The sequence below is a fragment of the Planctobacterium sp. AWM4_229 genome, from assembly GCF_056160305.1.
This window is the reverse complement of record NZ_JBSWWX010000001.1, coordinates 1-19158: the sequence shown is the minus strand read 5'-3', so window position 1 is coordinate 19158 and position 19158 is coordinate 1. Positions and strand designations below refer to the sequence as shown.

The 19158-nt window shown below is 43.0% G+C and carries 14 protein-coding genes; 9 read left to right on the top strand and 5 right to left on the bottom strand.

What is annotated here, in order from left to right; genetic code table 11:
• Positions 1-52: 52 nt before the first annotated feature.
• From ccoG to ACXAGP_RS00050, 5 genes are all read left to right on the top strand, one after another.
• Positions 53-1516 (top strand): cytochrome c oxidase accessory protein CcoG, encoded by a 1464-nt coding sequence (gene ccoG, locus ACXAGP_RS00070; RefSeq protein WP_475258822.1) that lies wholly within the window; start codon positions 53-55, stop codon positions 1514-1516.
• Between the two features lie 185 nt (positions 1517-1701).
• Positions 1702-2538, top strand: coding sequence for a mechanosensitive ion channel family protein (locus ACXAGP_RS00065; protein WP_475258821.1), 837 nt, complete (start codon positions 1702-1704; stop codon positions 2536-2538).
• Positions 2539-2544: 6 nt separating this feature from the next.
• The gene (locus ACXAGP_RS00060) at positions 2545-2925 is read left to right on the top strand and encodes a hypothetical protein (protein WP_475258820.1); all 381 of its coding nucleotides are present in this window, start codon (positions 2545-2547) and stop codon (positions 2923-2925) included.
• Between the two features lie 22 nt (positions 2926-2947).
• Complete coding sequence (locus ACXAGP_RS00055) at positions 2948-3400, top strand: SRPBCC family protein (RefSeq protein WP_475258819.1); 453 nt, start codon at positions 2948-2950, stop codon at positions 3398-3400.
• Between the two features lie 38 nt (positions 3401-3438).
• Positions 3439-4299: a substrate-binding periplasmic protein gene (locus tag ACXAGP_RS00050; RefSeq protein ID WP_475258818.1), complete on the top strand. Its 861-nt coding sequence runs from the start codon at positions 3439-3441 to the stop codon at positions 4297-4299.
• Positions 4300-4331: 32 nt separating this feature from the next.
• On the opposite strand, the gene ACXAGP_RS00045 is transcribed toward ACXAGP_RS00050, so the two are convergent.
• The 3 genes from ACXAGP_RS00045 to ACXAGP_RS00035 form a co-directional block, all read right to left on the bottom strand.
• Positions 4332-6470: a lipoxygenase family protein gene (locus tag ACXAGP_RS00045; RefSeq protein ID WP_475258817.1), complete on the bottom strand. Its 2139-nt coding sequence runs from the start codon at positions 6468-6470 to the stop codon at positions 4332-4334.
• 133 nt (positions 6471-6603) lie between these two features.
• A complete protein-coding gene (locus ACXAGP_RS00040; protein WP_475258816.1) occupies positions 6604-8853 on the bottom strand; it encodes a TonB-dependent receptor in 2250 nt (749 codons plus the stop codon).
• Positions 8854-9002: 149 nt separating this feature from the next.
• The gene (locus ACXAGP_RS00035) at positions 9003-14057 is read right to left on the bottom strand and encodes a diguanylate cyclase (RefSeq protein ID WP_475258815.1); all 5055 of its coding nucleotides are present in this window, start codon (positions 14055-14057) and stop codon (positions 9003-9005) included.
• Between the two features lie 202 nt (positions 14058-14259).
• Between ACXAGP_RS00035 and ACXAGP_RS00030 the strand changes: the two genes are divergently transcribed.
• Entirely contained in the window at positions 14260-15192 is a 933-nt protein-coding gene (locus tag ACXAGP_RS00030; RefSeq protein ID WP_475258814.1) for an HD domain-containing protein, read from the top strand.
• Positions 15193-15394: 202 nt separating this feature from the next.
• The gene (locus ACXAGP_RS00025) at positions 15395-15868 is read left to right on the top strand and encodes an EF-hand domain-containing protein (RefSeq protein WP_475258813.1); all 474 of its coding nucleotides are present in this window, start codon (positions 15395-15397) and stop codon (positions 15866-15868) included.
• Between the two features lie 132 nt (positions 15869-16000).
• Here ACXAGP_RS00025 and ACXAGP_RS00020 read toward each other — a convergent pair whose 3' ends face one another.
• Positions 16001-16633, bottom strand: a complete 633-nt coding sequence (locus ACXAGP_RS00020) for a TetR/AcrR family transcriptional regulator (protein ID WP_475258812.1) — start codon at positions 16631-16633, stop codon at positions 16001-16003.
• A 411-nt stretch (positions 16634-17044) separates the two neighbouring features.
• Here ACXAGP_RS00020 and ACXAGP_RS00015 point away from each other — a divergent pair, with 411 nt between their 5' ends.
• Both ACXAGP_RS00015 and ACXAGP_RS00010 read left to right on the top strand, forming a co-directional pair.
• A complete protein-coding gene (locus ACXAGP_RS00015; protein WP_475258811.1) occupies positions 17045-17788 on the top strand; it encodes a substrate-binding periplasmic protein in 744 nt (247 codons plus the stop codon).
• A gap of 77 nt (positions 17789-17865) precedes the next feature.
• Positions 17866-18948 carry a hypothetical protein gene (locus ACXAGP_RS00010; RefSeq protein ID WP_475258810.1) on the top strand — a complete coding sequence of 361 codons (1083 nt, stop codon included), beginning with the start codon at positions 17866-17868 and terminating at the stop codon, positions 18946-18948.
• A 6-nt stretch (positions 18949-18954) separates the two neighbouring features.
• On the opposite strand, the gene ACXAGP_RS00005 is transcribed toward ACXAGP_RS00010, so the two are convergent.
• Positions 18955-19158 (bottom strand): hypothetical protein (locus ACXAGP_RS00005; RefSeq protein ID WP_475258809.1); only part of this gene is annotated, 204 nt, incomplete at its 5' end.

Sequence of the window (19158 nt, the reverse complement as noted above, 5' to 3'; positions counted from 1 at the left end):
ACTGGATATCATGCTGGCGTTCAAAGTTAGTGACAGTCAGGGCGAATAAATCATGAATGGTGTGCAGCAACAACAGCGTATTGAAATCAAAGATATTACTCAGGTGCCTAAAACGCAGGAGAGAGCGGCAGTACAGTCTCTCGATGCTTCGAGTAAAAGAAATAAGATTTATATTCGCTCTGTTAAGGGCAAAATTGAAAACCTGAGACGCTACACCGGGCTGTATTTTTTACTGATGTTTCTGGTCTTACCTTGGCTTCAATACAATGGTAAACAAGCGATATTACTGGATTTTGTCCATCAAAAGTTTCATTTTTTTGGCCTGACTCTTTGGCCACAAGATTTCACCATATTGGCATGGTTATTTATTGTTGCCGCATTTGCACTGTTTTTTGTTACTGCCATTTGGGGCCGGGTCTGGTGTGGATTTATGTGCCCGCAAACGGTGTTCACTTTTTTATTTGTATGGATAGAAGAAAAAACTGAAGGGGCACGAAATAAACGTATAAATCTTGATAAACAATCTATGTCTCAGCAAAAAGCCATGAAAAAAGGCTTAAAACATAGTTTGTGGCTCACTATTTCAGCATTGACCGCTACAACCTTTGTAGGTTACTTCACTCCGATTCAACCTATGTTGTTGCAACTTAGCCAGCTTAACATCGGATTTTGGACCGGGTTTTATATAGTGCTTTTTACCGCTTGTACTTATGGTAATGCGGGCTGGTTGCGAGAAATCATGTGTACCCATATCTGCCCATATTCTCGTTTTCAATCATCCATGTTTGATGAAGATACTTACACGGTAACCTACAACGCGTATCGAGGAGAAGGGCGTGGACCACGTCCTAAAAGACTTACCCAACAACAATATAAAAGCAAAGGGCTAGGGGACTGTATTGACTGTAACCTTTGTGTACAAGTGTGTCCTACCGGTATCGACATTAGAAATGGACTGCAATATGAATGTATAAACTGCGGCGCTTGTGTGGATGCCTGCAATGGCGTTATGGCGAATATGGGCTATGAATCTAGTCTGATCAGCTATACCTCCGCTAACAATCTCAAGCAAAACGACAAACAAGCAGCGAAACACAAACAATCCTCTTTACTGCGTCCCAAGGTTATTGGCTATTTTGTGGTATTGCTGGTCATGACAGGCCTATTGATTGAAAGTGTTATTAACCTTGAGCCTCTTGATTTAAATGTGATCCGAGACAGAAACGCGCTATTCAGAGAAGCGCCTAATGGCAATATTGAGAACGTATATACCTTGGTGATAATGAATAAAACCCAGTCAAGCCAGCTGGTTTCTTTATCAACAGAAGATTTACCCGGTGCCAATATAGTAGCTGAAAAGGTGGTAACCATCGGCCCTAATCAACTAGTGAAGCATCCAATCACGATAAACCTGGACGCAAGCACACTCAATGACCGCGTTACGCCATTTGTGATCAAAGTGGAAAATCGTGCAGGCGATAGTGCTTACAGTGAAGCAACATTTTTTGGAAGGTAGCAAACCTGGATGTTAGAGCCTACGTTAAACGATAAACTCAAGATGTGACTATTTCATCTTTTTAGAGTCACAATCAGCTTATCGAGAAACCGATCTGAAGCAAAGGGCGATTGCGAAGTACAATTAACTCGTTATGATAAGAATCACATTCAATTATTAATTCTTAAAAGTAACGAGTTCTCCTCATGAATGAAACCGCTAGTGAACAATTAGAACAGGTTCAGCAGATTTACAACATTATTGTCAATTTCCTGGTGAACTACAGCTTCCAGTTGCTCGGCGCTTTGCTGGTATTTATTGTTGGGCTGGTGATAGCCAAACGCATTGCTAAAGGTGTTGTCGCCCTGTGCCAACGCAAGAATCTTGATATAACGCTGTCCCAGTTCATTGGCAATGTGGTGAAAATTACCATTTTGGTGATGATTGCCATTATCTGTTTAAACATGATTGGTATTAGCATCACACCATTTGTTGCTGCCATTGGTGCACTGGGTCTCGGTGCTGGCTTAGCAGTGCAAGGATTGTTGTCTAACTATGGCGCTGGTTTCAACATAATTCTGGCACGTCCGTTTGTGGTGGGTGATACCATAAAAGTAGAAGGTGTCGCTGGTGTTGTTAGAGAAATTACCTTGGCCTTTACAAAGCTAGAAGACGAAGACGGGGTTGAGATCCTTATTCCCAACAAACACATTGTCGGTGAAATTCTGCACAACTCTAAGCACTTTACTTTAACGGAAATGCAAGTGGGTGTGGCTTATGACTCAGATATGGACAATGTAGTCTCGTTGCTAAAAGAGGCCATTCAAAACTGCGCATTAGTTACCCAGGAGCCCGCACCACTGATTGGGATCGCTGAATTTGGAGACAGCTCAGTGAACATTGAATTGCGTTATTGGGTGGAAACCAACAAGCTCTATGCCTCTCGTTACCAAGTGAATAAGCTCATCTGGGATACACTCAAGGCAAACAAAATCGCCATCCCGTTCCCACAACGGGAAATAACTTTTTTGAATCAGGCTTAAATCAACATGAGAATGGCACTGCTATGCCTGACATTCTGCTTGTACAGCGGATTTGCTGCGGCTCAAGCTACGCCGAGACCCGGCAAAGTAATGCAATTCAAAGGCGAACAAAAAGCATGGCATGCCAAGTCCCAAAGCTGGCTGGACTTGCGGGAATTTTGGCTAGCCTATGCACAAGATAAAGGTGGTTTAACCTGGGGTATCAGAGATTCCTATCCACCATTCGAACAAGTTGAGGAATTTAATACCATGATCATGCAGACACCCGACGGCGAATGTCTGCTGGAGTTTTTTCATCAGCGCTGGCGCAAAGCCAATGATGTGCGCCGCTGGGATAACGCGTTCGATAGCTTCAGCGGTTGTGCTACGGTATTTGAATATAATTAATGATAAACATCAGGAATTTACATTGTACAAAATAGAAGTAGAAGAAGTCTTAGATATGCCCATTGACGCGGCGTTTCAGATGTTAACAGACCATGGAAACTACAACTTATACCCCGGGATTAAAGCGGCTCAATTACTTAAATCTGGTAGAGATGAGCCAAATGGGGTAGGAGCCGTACGTGAAGTTAAACTTAGCGGTGCTACACTACAAGAAGAGATAGTACGTTTCGAAACCAATAAGGTAATGGAGTATCGCGTTCGCGATGCCAAGCCACTGGGAATTTATCACCCGATGGGGCGCATGGAGTTCAGCGAAGTTGACGGAAAAACCAAAGTGTATTGGACTTCTGAGTTTGCCATGAAACTACCTTTGTTGGGTCAGTTGCTGGATAATTATCTGGGCCCGAGAATGGCAAAAGCCTTTTCAAACTTACTACAGGGTGTTGCCAGTCGTTACCGCTTTTTTAATCGATAACAAGGATGCTTATTCACTAGCAAAACTATGGTGTATTTATGGGCTACCAGGGGGCAGTTTGTTTAATTCTGTCATCAATGATGACTCTCTCGGCCCATTGCCACGAGGCTTTGGCTGATACTGGCTCAAATTCAAATTCGCTCAAACTCTACACGGAAATTTTTCCGCCTTACAATTTTAAAAAAAATAGTGAGTTGCGAGGTATCAACTACGAGATTGTCGCAACTGCTTGTAAACGAGCCAGGATTCAATGTGATATAGAGCTTGCCCACTGGAACCGCGCTTACAGTAACGCGTTGAACAACATAAATACGGGGGTGTTTACCACTGCAAGGTACCCAAAACGCGAACATCTTTTTAAGTGGGCAGGGCCTCTGGTTTACAGTAATGCGTGCTTTTATCGCTTGCAAGAAAGAGCCGACATTGTGGTAAAAAATAGCGAGGATTTGAGCAACTACACGGTGGGCATTCCCCGTGGCGATATCTATCAAGATGTGTTGCATGATCTCGGGTTGACTGAAGGCAATGAATACATCACCTTTTCTAATAAACATGAAGACACCTTCATGTTCGCCCAGCAAAAACTGGATTTGATGATCGGCTCTTCACTTACCCTCAGTTTTCAGTTGGAACAGGTGGGATTGAAGCCTGATGACGTCATTCCAGTGCTGGAGCTCAATGATGATGCCTTGGGCGGTAATTACCTGGCCATTAATAATAATACCAGCCCTGAAACAATCAAAGCACTACAAGTGGCTTTTGATTCGATGTTAGCCGATGGAAGTTATGGCCACATAATCGCGCATTATGTACAAAAGCCAGACATCAGTAGGTTATCCGAAGGAGCACTCATTCGCTGTCTCAATGGCTCCACAAACATCACACCAGCAAATAAATAAAAAAGGAGAGCAATGCTCTCCTTTTGAAACCACTAAATGCTGATGCTATTAGGGATCTTCGAAGGATACTGAAATGGATATTCCATTGGTCGAGTTTTATTGCGCTCTAGTATTGTAGATTCGATTTCCTTCAAGCTTGCTTGAAACTTTTGCAACGGTGCATTTACACGGCTATCGTCAAAGTAAGGACCTTCTTTTTTATCGTCGCCTTCATCGTAATGACCGAACGTATCGTACTGTAAACTAGATAAAAGGTATTCAAACAGATAAGTGTAGGAGCCAACATCCAACGGCGGGTAATATTTACAACAATCTTCTTCATTGTTAATTACCGTATCTGCGCCCGGTGCAGGCTCGTAGATGGTACCAGCTACACTGGGCATAAATGACATCAACGGATACTGTGCGAAGTTAACTGAAGCATGCTGTGGTCCTGCGATATAAATAATCTGCGCGATAATGCGTTTCAGATAATCTTTTGAGGCCAACAACCATGGTAAAGCGTCAGAAGCGTTGTTCTGTACCAAATGTTCAAATCCTTTAAAGCCGGCATAATCACCAGACACCATTTCGTTGATCCAATTTTGCACTTCGAAATCTTTCACCACGTCTTCATCGTTAGCGTAATAAATATCGATGTAGTCTGACACCCAATTGAATGTTGCCTGCCATAGCAGCATAGTGTCATCTCGGAATGGAAAATTGGGAATAGTGTCAACACCACGTCGGGCAAAAACAACCTCGGGGTTGTTATCATCAAATTTCCAGGCTTTATGCGCTTCAGCCACTAAATCCCATGTATCCTGGATGCGCGGCCCCACATTTGTGGCTACAACACCGCCAGGAATAATTAGACTGTGCAGAGCACTCTGATTGATATTTATAGTGAACCTGAAGTGGGGCTTGAGTAACACCATTAGCGGGTGCACTTTAGCCAGATTGCGGTTAGCGGCGACCACCATGGGATCAATTTCCAAGTGGCAATCCCCCAGGTGAGCCACAGACTCGTGCTGTATAGCGTTACTCACGTTGACGAAATACTTGGCAATTTGCCACTTAAAGCCGTTTTCGTCATTGGCATTACCAGCATCTTTAGGAGTGAAAATAGGGGCCTTTACCGGATCCGGCTTTTGTAATAACTGAATGGCAATAGGCTGTAGCGCCCCACCTTCTGTTTGAGGATAACCTTCAGGTGGATTGGGATTTAAATAAAACAAACACATTGGCGCGCCTAAAAAGCGCTCTTCACCATGCACGGGGACACACGTTGCGCCTTCAAGGCATTCGTAATCCACAACATAAAGGCGATTTTGTTCAGCTGCGGCTTTTAGCGATATGGTGTCGTCTCCAAGTTCGGTGCGCAATATCCCATCGGTTACAGGGAATTTAGTCAACAACTTATCCAATTCCACCACGTCGGAGTTTTCAGGCGCATTGACACGTACGCCTCGCAACATGGTGGTATTGAAGCCACCGATTTGCAGGTAGCCAAGAAACCAGTCCTCCATGCACTGGAATTGTCCACCTGACATCCACGGTTTTTTGTCATCATCGATTTGCAGCATCAATGGCGTTGGGATCTTCTGAAACAGCTGCTTGTAGCGCTCCCAAGTTTCGGCTTCCAGTATTTCCCGACGTTCAGTGGTGGACAGTAAATCCCACATTGAGCTTTTAAGAATGGCAGTGGGGCCATTCTTCTCTACTTCTTTAGCCAACTTTTTGATGGCTTTTAAACTCTCTTGCAGCTTGCCGGGTAAGCTTTCCAGGGCGACCCCGATAGCTTCTGGAATATCATCAAGAGCATCAAAAATATCGCCTATTGCGTCCACCTTGTCACTGATACTGGTATCCTGAAAATCTATGAGTTCTTTGGCGGCATCTTTAATCCGATCTAAAATTGAGTGCTTTTTAGTTAGCTCTCGCTCTTCCTCTAACATGTCCTCAAGATTAGCAATCAGGTTAGCCATCATGGTAGCCACGATAGGGATAAGTTTTAATTTATAAGGTGTATTAAACTCTTCACCTTCAGGCAGATCAGCCGATAAAGCCACCCCCAGCATGTAAGTGTTCATGTAGTTAAAAGATGTGCCAGCAACCGACAGTTGAAAAGCCCTGGCGGCTTGCTGAGCAGAAGAATCTTTTTGCGGGAGTGTGGGCATTACTGAACTCATATTAACCTAATCCTTATGTGCAGGTTTTATTGAAAGCTCCTGCCGGTATATCCGGCAAGAATTTTTTTTCTCTTGCAGCAGAAAATGTAGCAAAAGCGAATGAATTTACCAGCACTTTGTCGGGAATTTTTTGTTAAAAAAGGTAGGTGACTTCTACACCGTAGCGGCGAGCTTCGCCTTTCAGGTCCTGCAGCAGGCCAAAAGAAGGCCCCATATCGAAGTGGATTTGACTGTACTCCTCATCCGTCAAATTTTTACCCCACAAAGAGACCTTCCACGATTCAGACGCCCAACTTACGTTGCCGTTCCAAAGGGTGTAAGCATCTTGTTTAGCGTAAGGGTTTTGATTCTGTTCAAAATAAAACTCCGACTGGTGATCAAATTCCAGCTGCAAGCTCAAGGTGCCATTAAATATATCCATTTGATAATTGGCCAACCCATTTAGATTCCACTCAGAACTAAATGGAAGACGGTTGTCTCGAATAATTTCTCCGTTGATATCAACAAACTCATCCAGGTTAGCTTCAGGCAAATAGCCAATACCAGCCATAAATAGCCAGTGATTATCTGGGGTGTAGCTGATATCCAGTTCCGCACCATAGATTATTGAATGTCCAACATTATCCAGTACCTGTGCCGGTGCTGCCAATTGTTGAGAGGATTGCTGATTCATGAACACCTGTTGATTATCATAATCGTAATAAAACGCGGAGACATTAAGATTTAAGTCGCTCATGTGAGTCTTCATACCCACTTCCCATGCTTTTAACGACTCAGGTCCATACTCTGCTAACCGAGCTTCGTCAGGCGAAAAGGCAAGGGCACCATTGTAACCGCCGCTTTTAAAACCGCGATTAAAACTATAATAAACACTTGTGTGTTCATTTAGCTTTTGCACCAAAGCCAACTTGCCAGAAATGTCATTGTCATCAATGTCGCCTTGAAAATTCCAGCCAGGCACTGTGACGCCATCAAAGTCCCCTGCAAAAGCAGGTACATTGATGATTGAAGTAGCCACATAATCAATATCTTCTTTGGTGTACCTTAATCCAGTTGTTAAAGTGAAGTGCTCATTAATCTGATAGTCAATTTGTCCGAATACCCCAACTGACTGAGTATCCACTGTATTGTCATAATAAAAATGAGCGGGCCCAGTTGCCAGGGCTGCCCTGGCGTCATAGAAAAGGTCGATGCGGTTATCTTGCTCAATGGCTTCATCCAGATAAAACAATCCGGCAATAAAGTAGTGTTCCCCCAGCTGTTGATTGAGGCGGAATTCTTGCGTGATGGTTTGATTGTCTACACCCAAATCACCATCACACAAACGAGCCGTGCTGGCATCACAATTGAACGTGTGAAGTCTTTCCAGGTGATTTACACTGGTAATAGAGCTAAACGTACTGTCTTGTGAAATTCGATAATTAAGCTCAACACTACCACCGAATCGCTCTGTGGTATGGGGACTTTTGTCATCCAAACGAACGTCGTGAAAATTATTGCTGCCGACATTAAAGCCAAAGTTATCGGTGCAGGCAGTAGTGCCTGCTAATTCTGGCGGGCATAATTCCCCAGTGCTTAAATCAGCGATGTAACCTTTACTTCTGACGGGTTTGACATTGCCTTCCCAGTCGGCGCCATGCAGTTTAAATAGCACATCCAGTTGTTCGGATTGATGGCTTAACTGCAAACGAAAATTGTCTTGTTTCATTCCAGCCTGAGGATAACCAGGAGCGAGATTATTGGACGAGTAATCATAATCTTGCTGACTGAAACCCAACCGAATTGCTGTTTGCTCGGTTAGGGCGCTATTGAATACCCCTTCAATTTTATGATGATCTTGATTGGCCGCTCCAAGCGTAACGTAACCTTCGGTACCAAACTCAGGCTTTTCAGTTGTAATCAATACCGCACCACCTGTGGTATTGCGACCAAAAAGTGTGCCTTGGGGCCCTTTCAAAACTTCAATTCGTTCTATGTCAAACAAGTACAACAAGGAGTTGCTTAGTGCACCACCCACGACGTTGTCCACATAAAAAGCCACCGGGGCAGTGGTTGTATTATTGTAATCAAGGCTACCTACACCACGAATATTGACAACGGGTGGCGCCCCCTCACCAGTGTTTGCAGTAATTTTTACATTGGGGATTTGTGCCGAGAGCTGCGTCGTATCTTTTAATTCAAGCTGCTCCAAGACTTCACTGTGCAATACAGATACGGCAACACTGACATCCTTGCTGTTTTGTGCTCGCTTTTGAGCATATACCGTAATATTCTCAATAGTCTGTTGCTTTTCAGAAGGTGCAACTTCGGTACTAATGTTCGCCTGTTCCTGCGCGTGTAAACAGCTACACATCACCGCTAGCGAGAGCGTGGTTCTTTTCATTTAAACTATTATATCTGGTCTAAATCCTCCCTTAAATGTACAAGCCAAGAGGTGATTTCGCACAATAAAATTTAAAAAATCTTCGATTTTTAAGAATTCGGTAGGTAAAAAATCCATAATGTGAATACTGTGACATGACAACAAAGTTGTTAACCTTCACTAACTACAACTTTGTTGCGACCTTCATGTTTTGCTCTGTACAAACCTTGGTCGGCGATGTGTAATAAATGTTCCAGAGTGTCATCGTTTCCGGAGTAACTACACACGCCAATACTGAGTGTCACTGAGAAACGATGTGGTGGACTTTCAATCGATAACTGCTCTACAGAGCTGCGTAACCTTTCTGCAACGTTTACGCTCATATCGATATCTGTATCGGGTAAAATGATGGCAAACTCTTCTCCACCCAAGCGGCCGAATATATCGCCGGGACGCAATGTATCCATACAGGTTTTCACGACTTTTTTAAGTGCTTCGTCTCCGGCAGAATGACCGTAACGATCATTAATGGCCTTAAAGTGATCAATATCAACCATCAGAATGCCTAACGGACGCCCTGAGCGCATACTACGTGCCATTTCTGTATTTGCCACCTCAATGAAGTGGCGTCGGTTAAAAGCACCAGTGAGAGAATCAAGTGTTGCCAAAAGCGTCAGTTTCTCATTGGCTTCGTGCAATTTGTGAGTTCGCTCGGCAACACGTGCTTCTAGTTCTGCGTATAGCGTTGCGTTGTCCATGGAGATAACCATTTGTGACGCCAGTAGCTGAATAATCTCTATCCTTTCTGGAGTAAAAGCGTTGCGCAACAAGTTGTTTTCCATGTAAAGCAAACCAGTCACTTCATTGCGATGCATGATGGGGACGCATAGTATCGACTCTGGTTGATATTTTACGACATAAGCATCCTGCGCACAGAGTGGATCTTCAGTGGCGTAGTGTATGGCCAACGCTTTCTGCGTGCGAAGTACATATTGCAACACTTGTAAAGGCAAGCGCTCATCAGTCATAAAACTAAAGTCATCCTCGAATAACTCCACTTTTTTACCTTCCATTTTGGCACTCGCCGTCCACTGCCAAAGCCCTTTGTTCCTGAGCAATAGCGTCGCATTTTGAGCTCCGGCGTTTTCCACCACCAATAACATCATGGTTTGAATAAGCTTTTCTTTTACGATTTCTCCAGATATCGCCTGCGACGCTTTCATTACCGAATTAAAATCAAGATCCTGATTTTGTGTAAATCCCGAGTTGATTGTTGTGGGAGTCTTCTCCCAAGTCTTTTGTACAGTTTCAAAGTTTAATAATTGCTGGAAGCCTTGGGAAAGCTTTGCCTTTTTGAGTTCACATCCCCACAAGTCGTATAAATGATAGGCGCGCCTCAGATATATTTGAGCAATCTCTGATTTTTCGTATCTCAACCAAAAGCGAGCCAGAAGCTCGTTGCCAAGTGCTTCTTCATGCAATTGCCCTGAAGCTCTGGCAACACTAATAGCTTTCTCGTAGAGTTTAATGTTCTTCAGGTCAAATGAGCTGGTGAGGCGGTATATTTCGGCTCTCAGGAGCAAGGCTTTACTGCCGAAATTTGCCCTGCAATTGTCCGCCCAAAAGTCCAGTTTTGCAGAATACTCTTTGAGCAGGGCGAGTTGTTGGCTAACCACTTCCTGTCCATTGTGATTCATTATCAGGGTCAAAGCTGTGTAAAAATAATATTGTGGGACGTATATGGAAGACACAACCCCTGGCAGGAGAGCCTCCAACTTGTCAGAAAAAGTTTGCGCTAGTTGCCATTCTTCGGCAAAAAAAGCGGTAAACTGCTTGAAGCTGAATAGTTTTGCTAACGCGGTGTGATCTCCCACACTTTCGTGCATCGGTACGCGCCGACTCTCTTGATAATGACTGCCTTCAAGTAGCCATGGGGTGTCACTCTGGGTTTGCAAATTATTGATAGTTTGAGACAACATACAAACATAGTGGTGAAACACCTCCTGTCCAGCCTCATCGATACTTTCCAGATAAGACTCAGTAGTACGGCCAAGGTCCGCAAGGTTTTGCCCTTGGTAAAAACTGTGTACTTTTTCCATCATCGCAGACATTGCAGCATACTCCAGATCCCCTCTGGTCAGGGCCAACTGGAAATTGTTGCGCAGATCGATGATGGAGGTTTTAAGAGGTATCTGCCAGATTTCAACAAAGGTTTTAATAACGTATACGTTTTTAACTTCAATATCTGTGGCGGAGAAGCGACGGTTTAGCTTTTTGGCCACCTCTGCGTAGCGCATGCCACTCTTCACGTCCCCTACAAGACCACATAACAGAATACCAAGGGTGGCAAACGCAAATGAAGATGTGCCAGTACTCCCTTCGCGCAATGAAAGCTGTATCATTTTGCACACGAGTAGTGCAAATAACATGGGCTGGCTTCGAAATGCAGCAGCAGTAAACACATTGAGTACGTCAAGGGCAATTTGCGTTTCCGGCCCCGTGGCGTCATTTTGATTGATTATCCAGTCGTCCGACACTTTAGACAATTCCAGCAGGGTGGAAGAGATTGACTCTTGGACATCCAAATCATCCGGTGCACCGGGTAGCGTTATATCAAATAACGATATGGCTTTGAGTCCGACACTAACCGCCTCATCTGAATGATTTTGTGCAATTAAGGCCAAAATCCTGATTTTCATGGCGCTGAGACGTGCAAACTTATCATCGGTTCGGCTCTCCAGCTGCGCCAAAATGTTTTCCATTTCCGGATAGCTATTGTTGATACAACAGACTTCGGCTGCCTCGAGGAAAATTCCGATAATGATATCGGCATTGTTGTTCCAATCTTGTTCAGTTATGGCATCTATTGCCATAGTAAAATAAGACTGTGCGGTAGAAAAAGCGGCACTGGCTCGTGCTTTTTGTCCTGCAAGTCGGTTTTTATGAATGATATTGAGCCGCTCTTCATCGTCTTTGATGTATTCCCGAGCCACATTAAAATGATTGACCACTTCAAATATTCGTTCGCTAAGTTCTCCACCACTTAATTGCTTGCTCAGCTTTCTACCGATCTGTATATGCAGCTGTTTACGTTCATCCTCAGACATGGAAGTGTAAGCCGCCTGTTGCACTCGATCATGCAAAAAACGATACTCCGCCCGGGTTTTAATGGCGGTGGTGTGAGTCATTTCGGCTTCAGGATCGAGATATTGAGCCCACTGCCACGCTTCATCAACGGGCACTAAAAATCCCGCTTTCAAAGCTTCCATTAACAGTTTCGCCACTTCCTGTACTGTTCTACCGCTGATAGTTGCCAGTGTGTCTAACTCAAAACGATTGCCTATACAGGCGGCCCGTTGCAACAAAACCAAGGCGTCATCCGATAACCCTGTCATCTTTTTGAGCATTAAGTCTATAACGTTGTCAGTACTATCTGCGGCCACTAAAGTAGCGATATCCCAGGTCCATTGCATGCGTTCGTGGCTAAAGCGAATTTGGCCGGCGTCATATAAGGACAAAAGAAACTGATTTAAATAAAAAGGGTTACCTAGCGTTTTTTCATAACACAATGAAGCAAGTTGGCGACAAGACTGAACTTCCAGGCCGGTTGAATCGGAAATGAAACGATTCATATCTTGAGCTGAGAGAGGACTCAACTTTAAATTATTGGTGATAGTTCGGGTGTTTTTTAGCTCTTCTAAAGCCTGAGAAAGTGGGTGAGTTTCATTCACCTCGTTATCACGCCAAGTGAGAACAAGGTACAGGTGTTTGATATGACTATCGTTTAACAAAACCTGTACCAGCTTAAGTGTAGGTAAATCGCACCACTGCATGTCGTCAAGAAAAATAACTAAGGGTCGCTCGGTATCGCATACGGCCCGCATAAAACGTTGAAATGTGCGATGGAATCGATTTTCTAATTCTGTTCCCTGAACATTTGCCAGTTTAGGTTGCTCGCCAATGATGTGTTTCATTTCCGGAATCACGTCAATAACAAGCTGCCCGTTCCCTTCTAGCGCCGTAAGTAAACGTGTTTTCCAGCTCTCAATCTGATGCTGTGATTCAGTGAGTATTTGGCGCACTAACGAGGTAGAGGCCTGAACAATTGCAGAGTAGGGGGTTGAGCGTTCGAATTGGTCAAATTTACCTTCGGTGTAATAGCCCTGGCGTGACACCACTGGTTTTTGAATTTCTCTGATAAGCGATGTTTTACCTATACCAGAGGCTCCGGAAACTGTTAGTAAGGCGTTTTTACCGCTTACCACTTTTTCGTATAACCCCAACATGGTGGCTATCTCAAGCTCACGGCCGTATATTTTTTGGGATAAATTCAGCTCTCCTGAATGATCGTTTGCTCCTAATATAAAGTGGCCAATGTCACCGGTGGTACTGTGTTCACGGCGACATATCTCAAGATCGCGACGCAAACCTGCAATTGTAACGTAACGGTCCTCGGCATTCTTGGCAATTAGCTTCATGACCAGAGCAGACAAGGGCTTGGGTATACGAGGATTGAGTTCATGCGGAGATTGTGGAATTTTCGCGATGTGTGAGTGAACCCATTCAATGGCATCATCTGCAGAAAATGGCAGTTTATTGGTGAGCATTTGGTAAAAAGTGATGCCAAGGGAATAGAAGTCGGTTCGATAATCCAATATACGATTCATGCGCCCCGTTTGCTCAGGAGAAATATAGGCGAGGGTACCCTTCAATACACCGGGCTTCTCAGCATCAATATTTTCCGATGCCAATTCAATTGATATGCCAAAATCGATGAGTTTAATTTTCTGGGTTTGCGTATTGAGTAAAATGTTGGAAGGGTTAATATCTTTGTGGATAACCTTCTCACCATGGACCAGCGCCAGACAATCTACTATCTTTAGCGCAAATCGCCAAAACTCTGGTAAGCGCATCGCACGGTCACGATAAACGTTGGATAAAGAATCCCCGTCAAAATCTTCCAAAACCATGACCAGACTGTTGTCATGGCGAATGAGATCTAATGCTTGAATAACCCCTTTGCCCGACAGTTTTTTGGTAAGTTCGTATTCCCGGCGAAATCGAGCTAATTGTTCTGACGTTGGAAAATCCTGCTTAAGTTGTTTGAGAATGACACTTTTCGGAAAACCATTTGATTCAAAATCAGCGTTTTGGGCTCGATAGACTATTGTGCCGGAACTTTCGAATAATTTTTCACAAACTTTATAACAACCAATTTGGAACATGGAACAGATCCGTTTTATCTATCTTGTCAGGGCAAGTAACACGTTGTTGCAATTCTATAAAATTAGCAAATATTAACGGTTAATACCATTTTAGATTCACCTTGTTTAACCTTTGAGAATAACAACTAGATTGGAGCAATTCCGATACCCCATGTGCAATCAGTATGTAAATAAAATGTTGCTAATCTAAAAAGCTAACCCTATGATTAAATTCAAAAAACAAAGTACAACTGATTGTTTTCTGATGCTTGGCGAAATTCCTTACCCAATTCGGCCAGTAGTGATAGACAGGCAAACCTGCTTCTTCTTGCCATGCGACTTCCATTCTCAATATCAAGATCCTGAACAAGCTCTGCATGAGTTTATGCTGTTAGATATATTCAACTATGCAGATGGAAAGTATTTACCTCAATCAAACGCTTTCCACGACGTGGTTGCATTTGCAAAAAGCTATTTACGCAGTGATGAAGAGAAGCTAAAGAAGCTCTTTTTCCACAATGAATGTCACACTTTTCACCCGGTAAAGGGGGTATTGTCCGTCGCTTTAAAGCTGGCAATTGTTGATGGTATGTCCTATACCGATGCTGCTTATGAGCGCATTGGACTGGCTGCCGCTTTACATGATATCGGCAATATTGTAGAGAGGCAGGAACACGAACAGATCAGTATTGATGTCTCACGCGATAAGCTTGTCCAATTGGGTTACGATCAAAAAATGATAGAGGCTATCGCCTGCTGTATTTACAGTACCGCGATAGACTACAGAGATGGTTTGGTGCGCCGAACGGTTGGCTCGCGAGAAGCTAAAATTGTCTCGGATGCGGATCTGAGTAACCCGGGATTTCTTGATGTGACTAATTTTGCTGCTGAATCCATTAAGATTTGGCTAGAAATAGATGAGTTTGGCATCAAAGATTTCTCGACCATGGGCGTAGCTCTCACCAGGAGTTTCTTTAATCAAATAGGCGATTATTACACAGGCACCGCCCGTTTTATGTTTTCAGAACGGCGTCGCAAAAACCTCGTTGACCTTGAAGCAGCTGTTAAAGATATTCTGAAAAGGGCTAACTACTGCGAGCAAACCCTCATATCCATGTTATCGGAAATGGATGCAGCCCTGAAAGGTATAGGTTGAGCCATTCAAAATCGCCTGGTTGAGGCAAAAAATTGCCGCTAAACGGCACTACAAACCGATTTAAATACCACTTCTTTCCGCCTCATTTTCTTTACCTTAAATTTACATATAACCCACTGAGTTTATTAGGTTTTTCATTTTTAATTTTTGGAACGTAGATTGCTCTTAAAGATCGCGAATTAACGCATGTTAGGAGAAAAAAATGAACTCAATTTCAGGAGTTTCGGGTTTCGACCCTCAAGCGATGATGCAAAAAATGCAAGAACGAGCTCAACAAGCTGATACCGATGGTAATGGCGCTTTGTCAAAAACAGAGCTGACAGAGTCAATGGAGGGAGCAGGGCGCACGCCACCAAATTTCGATAAGATGTTCGATAAAGCAGATACAGATGGCAACGGTGAATTGTCAGCTGATGAGCAGCAAGCTATGCAAGATCACATACAACAGCGTATGGAGCAATTTCAATCCATGGGAATGCCAGGCGGCTCTTCAGGTTTTGGCTATCAACAAAACAGTTCGTTTGACAGCTTATTGAAATCACTAGAGACAGACGATGAGCAAAACAACGATTTGAAATCAGCGATTGAGCAAATCCAGAGTGGACATTCATCTGGAAATCAACAAGCGTGGCAAGTATTAAATGAAAACTTACCAGCGGTAAACACATACGCTTAATAAGTTGATTGCTTTAAGTGAGGCAAAGAACGTGAAAAAGCATTGGTTGCCTCACTTTTCATTCGCAAAGACGCTCACGAATGGTTACGCGTACTAGTGAACCGCCAATAAAATCAGCTCTTTTACTCGTACTTACTCAGAAGCTTTATTTGCTATGCCATGTTCTAATAAAAGCGCATGATGCTCACTCAATTCAGTCAAGAACTGTTTATTTATGACGATTCCCAACTCTAGTTTGAGATCATCAGGTAACAAAAATGGAAATACAGAAAGACTAATCGTAGAGATCAAGACATGTATCGGGTCAAAGCTAGCTGAAATATTATTATTGTTCTCGATACTACTTTTTAGTTGCGTTGCTTTATGTGCCATCAGTTCTCTAAAAACATTGCTTACGATAATGTGTTCAGCAGCATCTGGGTCGTGTATGGAGCGAAAAATGAGTTTGGGCAGTTCTGGTGCTTCAGACAGCAATGAATAGTACAAAGAAATAAATTTTTCTGGCGATATCGTTTGTCCACTTGATTTATCATCTCGGATTTTAGCAAGCAATGGTTGCACGGTCTCCCTGAGCACAGCTTTAAACAAGTTTTCCTTACTGCCGAAGTAATATCTGATCATGGCCGCATCAGTTTTTGCTGCCAGGGCAATCATACGTGTGGTGACTTTTGCATAGCCTTTTTCAGCAAATAATATCCTGGCTTGCTGCAATAATTTTTGACGTACATCTTTGTTGTTTGAAGGACGTCCGGGCATCTTACTCATTTTTAGTCCTTTGTTTTAAGTCGCCAAATTACTGCTGATAACATCAATAACGGCAAACAGAGACATTTCAGATCTTACAAATAAATTCTGGAAAACAAACTATAAACTGATTATCCACAAAATATCAAATATTCCCATAATGTATATTATGTTAAATATGATATTTACCCACAAGTTGTTATTAAGTTAATAAATTCAGTACCTTGCATATCCTCATGGTTTTTTAATGTTGTGAATCCCCTGTCCAATAACGAAATAAAGTAATCGTGCGCTACGTGCATGAAAATGAATTCAGTGAGGCTCAGTATTGTTTTATTCACGTAGCAACGCTTTAAAACCGACATCAAAATCTGGTACTTCCAGACAGGCTCTTCTATGCTCTGAAAGTCATCGTGTAACTGTTCTTCAAAAATGTCCTATACAATAATTAAGTTCATCGCGCTGAGTTGTATTGTCGTTTTGTCAATTGAGATTGATGCCAGCGAAAACTATTCGGTAATGCTCTATGAGCCGAATAATCCTCCTTATGTCATTTTTGATGATGCTGAAACCCGTGGTGTTTTTTTGGATGTGTTTGCCGGAATTGAGCAACGTACAAATCTAAAATTTGAATTTGTCTATATGCCCATAGCACGAGCGTTACATGAGTTTGATGCCGGCAATATTGATATTGAGCCAGGAGTGCATCCCGACTGGCGTCGTCATATGAAAGTACTGGGAGAATATTCAGTAACCTATGCAATTTCAGAAGAAGTCGTGGTGTTTTCCCCTGGCAATTATAAGGAAGTAAACGGTCCCGGTGATTTACTGGATGAGATTGTAGGTATCGTTCGAGGCTTCTCTTACCCAGATTACGATGCCGCGTTCAGCTCTGAAATGATCATCCGCATTAATAATGTGTCTCAAACTAATCTACTACAACAGTTGTTAAAAGATCGATTCAAACACGTATTTGTGGGACTCAATACCATCCTCTATTTCCAAAAGGAAATGCCAGAGTATAGACACTTACAAATTGGCAATGTCGTGGACAAACGCGATGTTATGATGCGTGTTCATCCCAAGAAAAAGTCTATACTTCCAGTTATGAACGCTGCGTTGCTGCAGATGATCAGCGACGGAGAAATAGAACGAATTTATGCCCGCTATCGCTAAGGCTATTAAATAGTGCAAAGAATATTTTTCAACGTTGCGCTATGTTTATAAATAGCTAAGCAAGAATAAGAGCCTTAATGAAACAACCTAACCAGACAATATTATTATTAATATTCATCGCTTTTTTAACATCTGGCTGTGTTCATTTTGGTCCTCAGGCATTGCAGACAAGTCGCTCTGATTACAACCAGTCATTGCGCGCCACAGAAGATGAACAAATGCTGCTAAACATAGTTCGTTTGCGCTACAGAGATCGCATGTACTTTTTAGAAGCCGATACCGTTACGACTCAATTCTCCTATTCTGCTTCGATTCAACCGGGATTCAACTGGATACCTGGGCTTGGCAGCAATGAATCTCTAAATAACCGAGTTGCCATTGAGGAAAGGCCCACGGTAACTTACCGACCTCTGCGGGGAAAAGACTTTGTTGAGCGAATTTTAACTCCCGTTAATGCCGAAACACTGATCTTACTGAGCAATTCAGGCTGGCCAATTAGTCGAATATTGCGTACCTGTCTTGAGCGCATCAACAATCTTGAAAATAGTTATCAAACCAATCAACGAGATTTTACCGTTAACACGCAATCCCATAAGACATTCATCGAGGTTGTATATGCCTTGCGAGAGTTGGAACTGGCAAATTTAGTGGCTGGCGCTAAAGATCCAGTGTCACAACAAATCGTACTGCAATTTAAAAAAGAGGCACACAAGCACCCTGCTTTCATGCGTCTTTCCAAAATATTGAGTTTTGCTCCTGATTTGACTGTGTTGCCTTTAATGAATGCTATAGAAACCGAAAATAAAGATGTACTTACGATTCAGGCCCGGTCCTTTGATAGTATTATGTTTTTCCTGTCCCAGTCAGTAGAAGTTCCAGACTCTGACCTTCAACAGCGGCGTGTCCCTTTGCGCAATGATGAGCATGGGACTGTTTTTGACGAAGCGCGAGTCACTAAAGATTTATTCAGAATTCACAGTTCCATCGAAAAGCCGGAAAATTCGAATGTTGCGGTATTTTATCGCAACAATTGGTTTTACATTGATGATAGTGATTCAGCCAGCAAATCAACATTTAGCCTGTTAACACAGATATTTGCTTTGCAATCGGGCTCTGTTCAACAAGCTGCGCCGATTCTGACAATTCCTCTGGGGAACTAGGTTTATTCAGCGTAAAAAGGGCGCGTTAAGGGGAATAGATACTGTACCGGAGGACAGGTTTGGGTTTAATTTGGGTTTAATTTCACTACGCCCCCTTTTATTTCGCCCCCTTTTATTCCAGGACAAAAGTACAGCTATCCGGCTATTTGGCTGACAATCACCATCAAGCAAATCGTTTTTAGCAAGATTATCGAAAGGTAAGCCCTGGTC

What these genes read in the sequence shown, in the direction of transcription:
- ccoG (WP_475258822.1), top strand. Translation starts at nt 53, where the DNA reads ATGAATGGTGTGCAGCAACAACAGCGTATTGAAATCAAAGATATTACT.
- ACXAGP_RS00065 (WP_475258821.1), top strand. Translation starts at nt 1,702, where the DNA reads ATGAATGAAACCGCTAGTGAACAATTAGAACAGGTTCAGCAGATTTAC.
- ACXAGP_RS00060 (WP_475258820.1), top strand. Translation starts at nt 2,545, where the DNA reads ATGAGAATGGCACTGCTATGCCTGACATTCTGCTTGTACAGCGGATTT.
- ACXAGP_RS00050 (WP_475258818.1), top strand. Translation starts at nt 3,439, where the DNA reads ATGGGCTACCAGGGGGCAGTTTGTTTAATTCTGTCATCAATGATGACT.
- ACXAGP_RS00045 (WP_475258817.1), bottom strand. Translation starts at nt 6,470, where the DNA reads ATGAGTTCAGTAATGCCCACACTCCCGCAAAAAGATTCTTCTGCTCAG.
- ACXAGP_RS00040 (WP_475258816.1), bottom strand. Translation starts at nt 8,853, where the DNA reads ATGAAAAGAACCACGCTCTCGCTAGCGGTGATGTGTAGCTGTTTACAC.
- ACXAGP_RS00035 (WP_475258815.1), bottom strand. Translation starts at nt 14,057, where the DNA reads ATGTTCCAAATTGGTTGTTATAAAGTTTGTGAAAAATTATTCGAAAGT.
- ACXAGP_RS00030 (WP_475258814.1), top strand. Translation starts at nt 14,260, where the DNA reads ATGATTAAATTCAAAAAACAAAGTACAACTGATTGTTTTCTGATGCTT.
- ACXAGP_RS00025 (WP_475258813.1), top strand. Translation starts at nt 15,395, where the DNA reads ATGAACTCAATTTCAGGAGTTTCGGGTTTCGACCCTCAAGCGATGATG.
- ACXAGP_RS00020 (WP_475258812.1), bottom strand. Translation starts at nt 16,633, where the DNA reads ATGAGTAAGATGCCCGGACGTCCTTCAAACAACAAAGATGTACGTCAA.
- ACXAGP_RS00015 (WP_475258811.1), top strand. Translation starts at nt 17,045, where the DNA reads ATGTCCTATACAATAATTAAGTTCATCGCGCTGAGTTGTATTGTCGTT.
- ACXAGP_RS00010 (WP_475258810.1), top strand. Translation starts at nt 17,866, where the DNA reads ATGAAACAACCTAACCAGACAATATTATTATTAATATTCATCGCTTTT.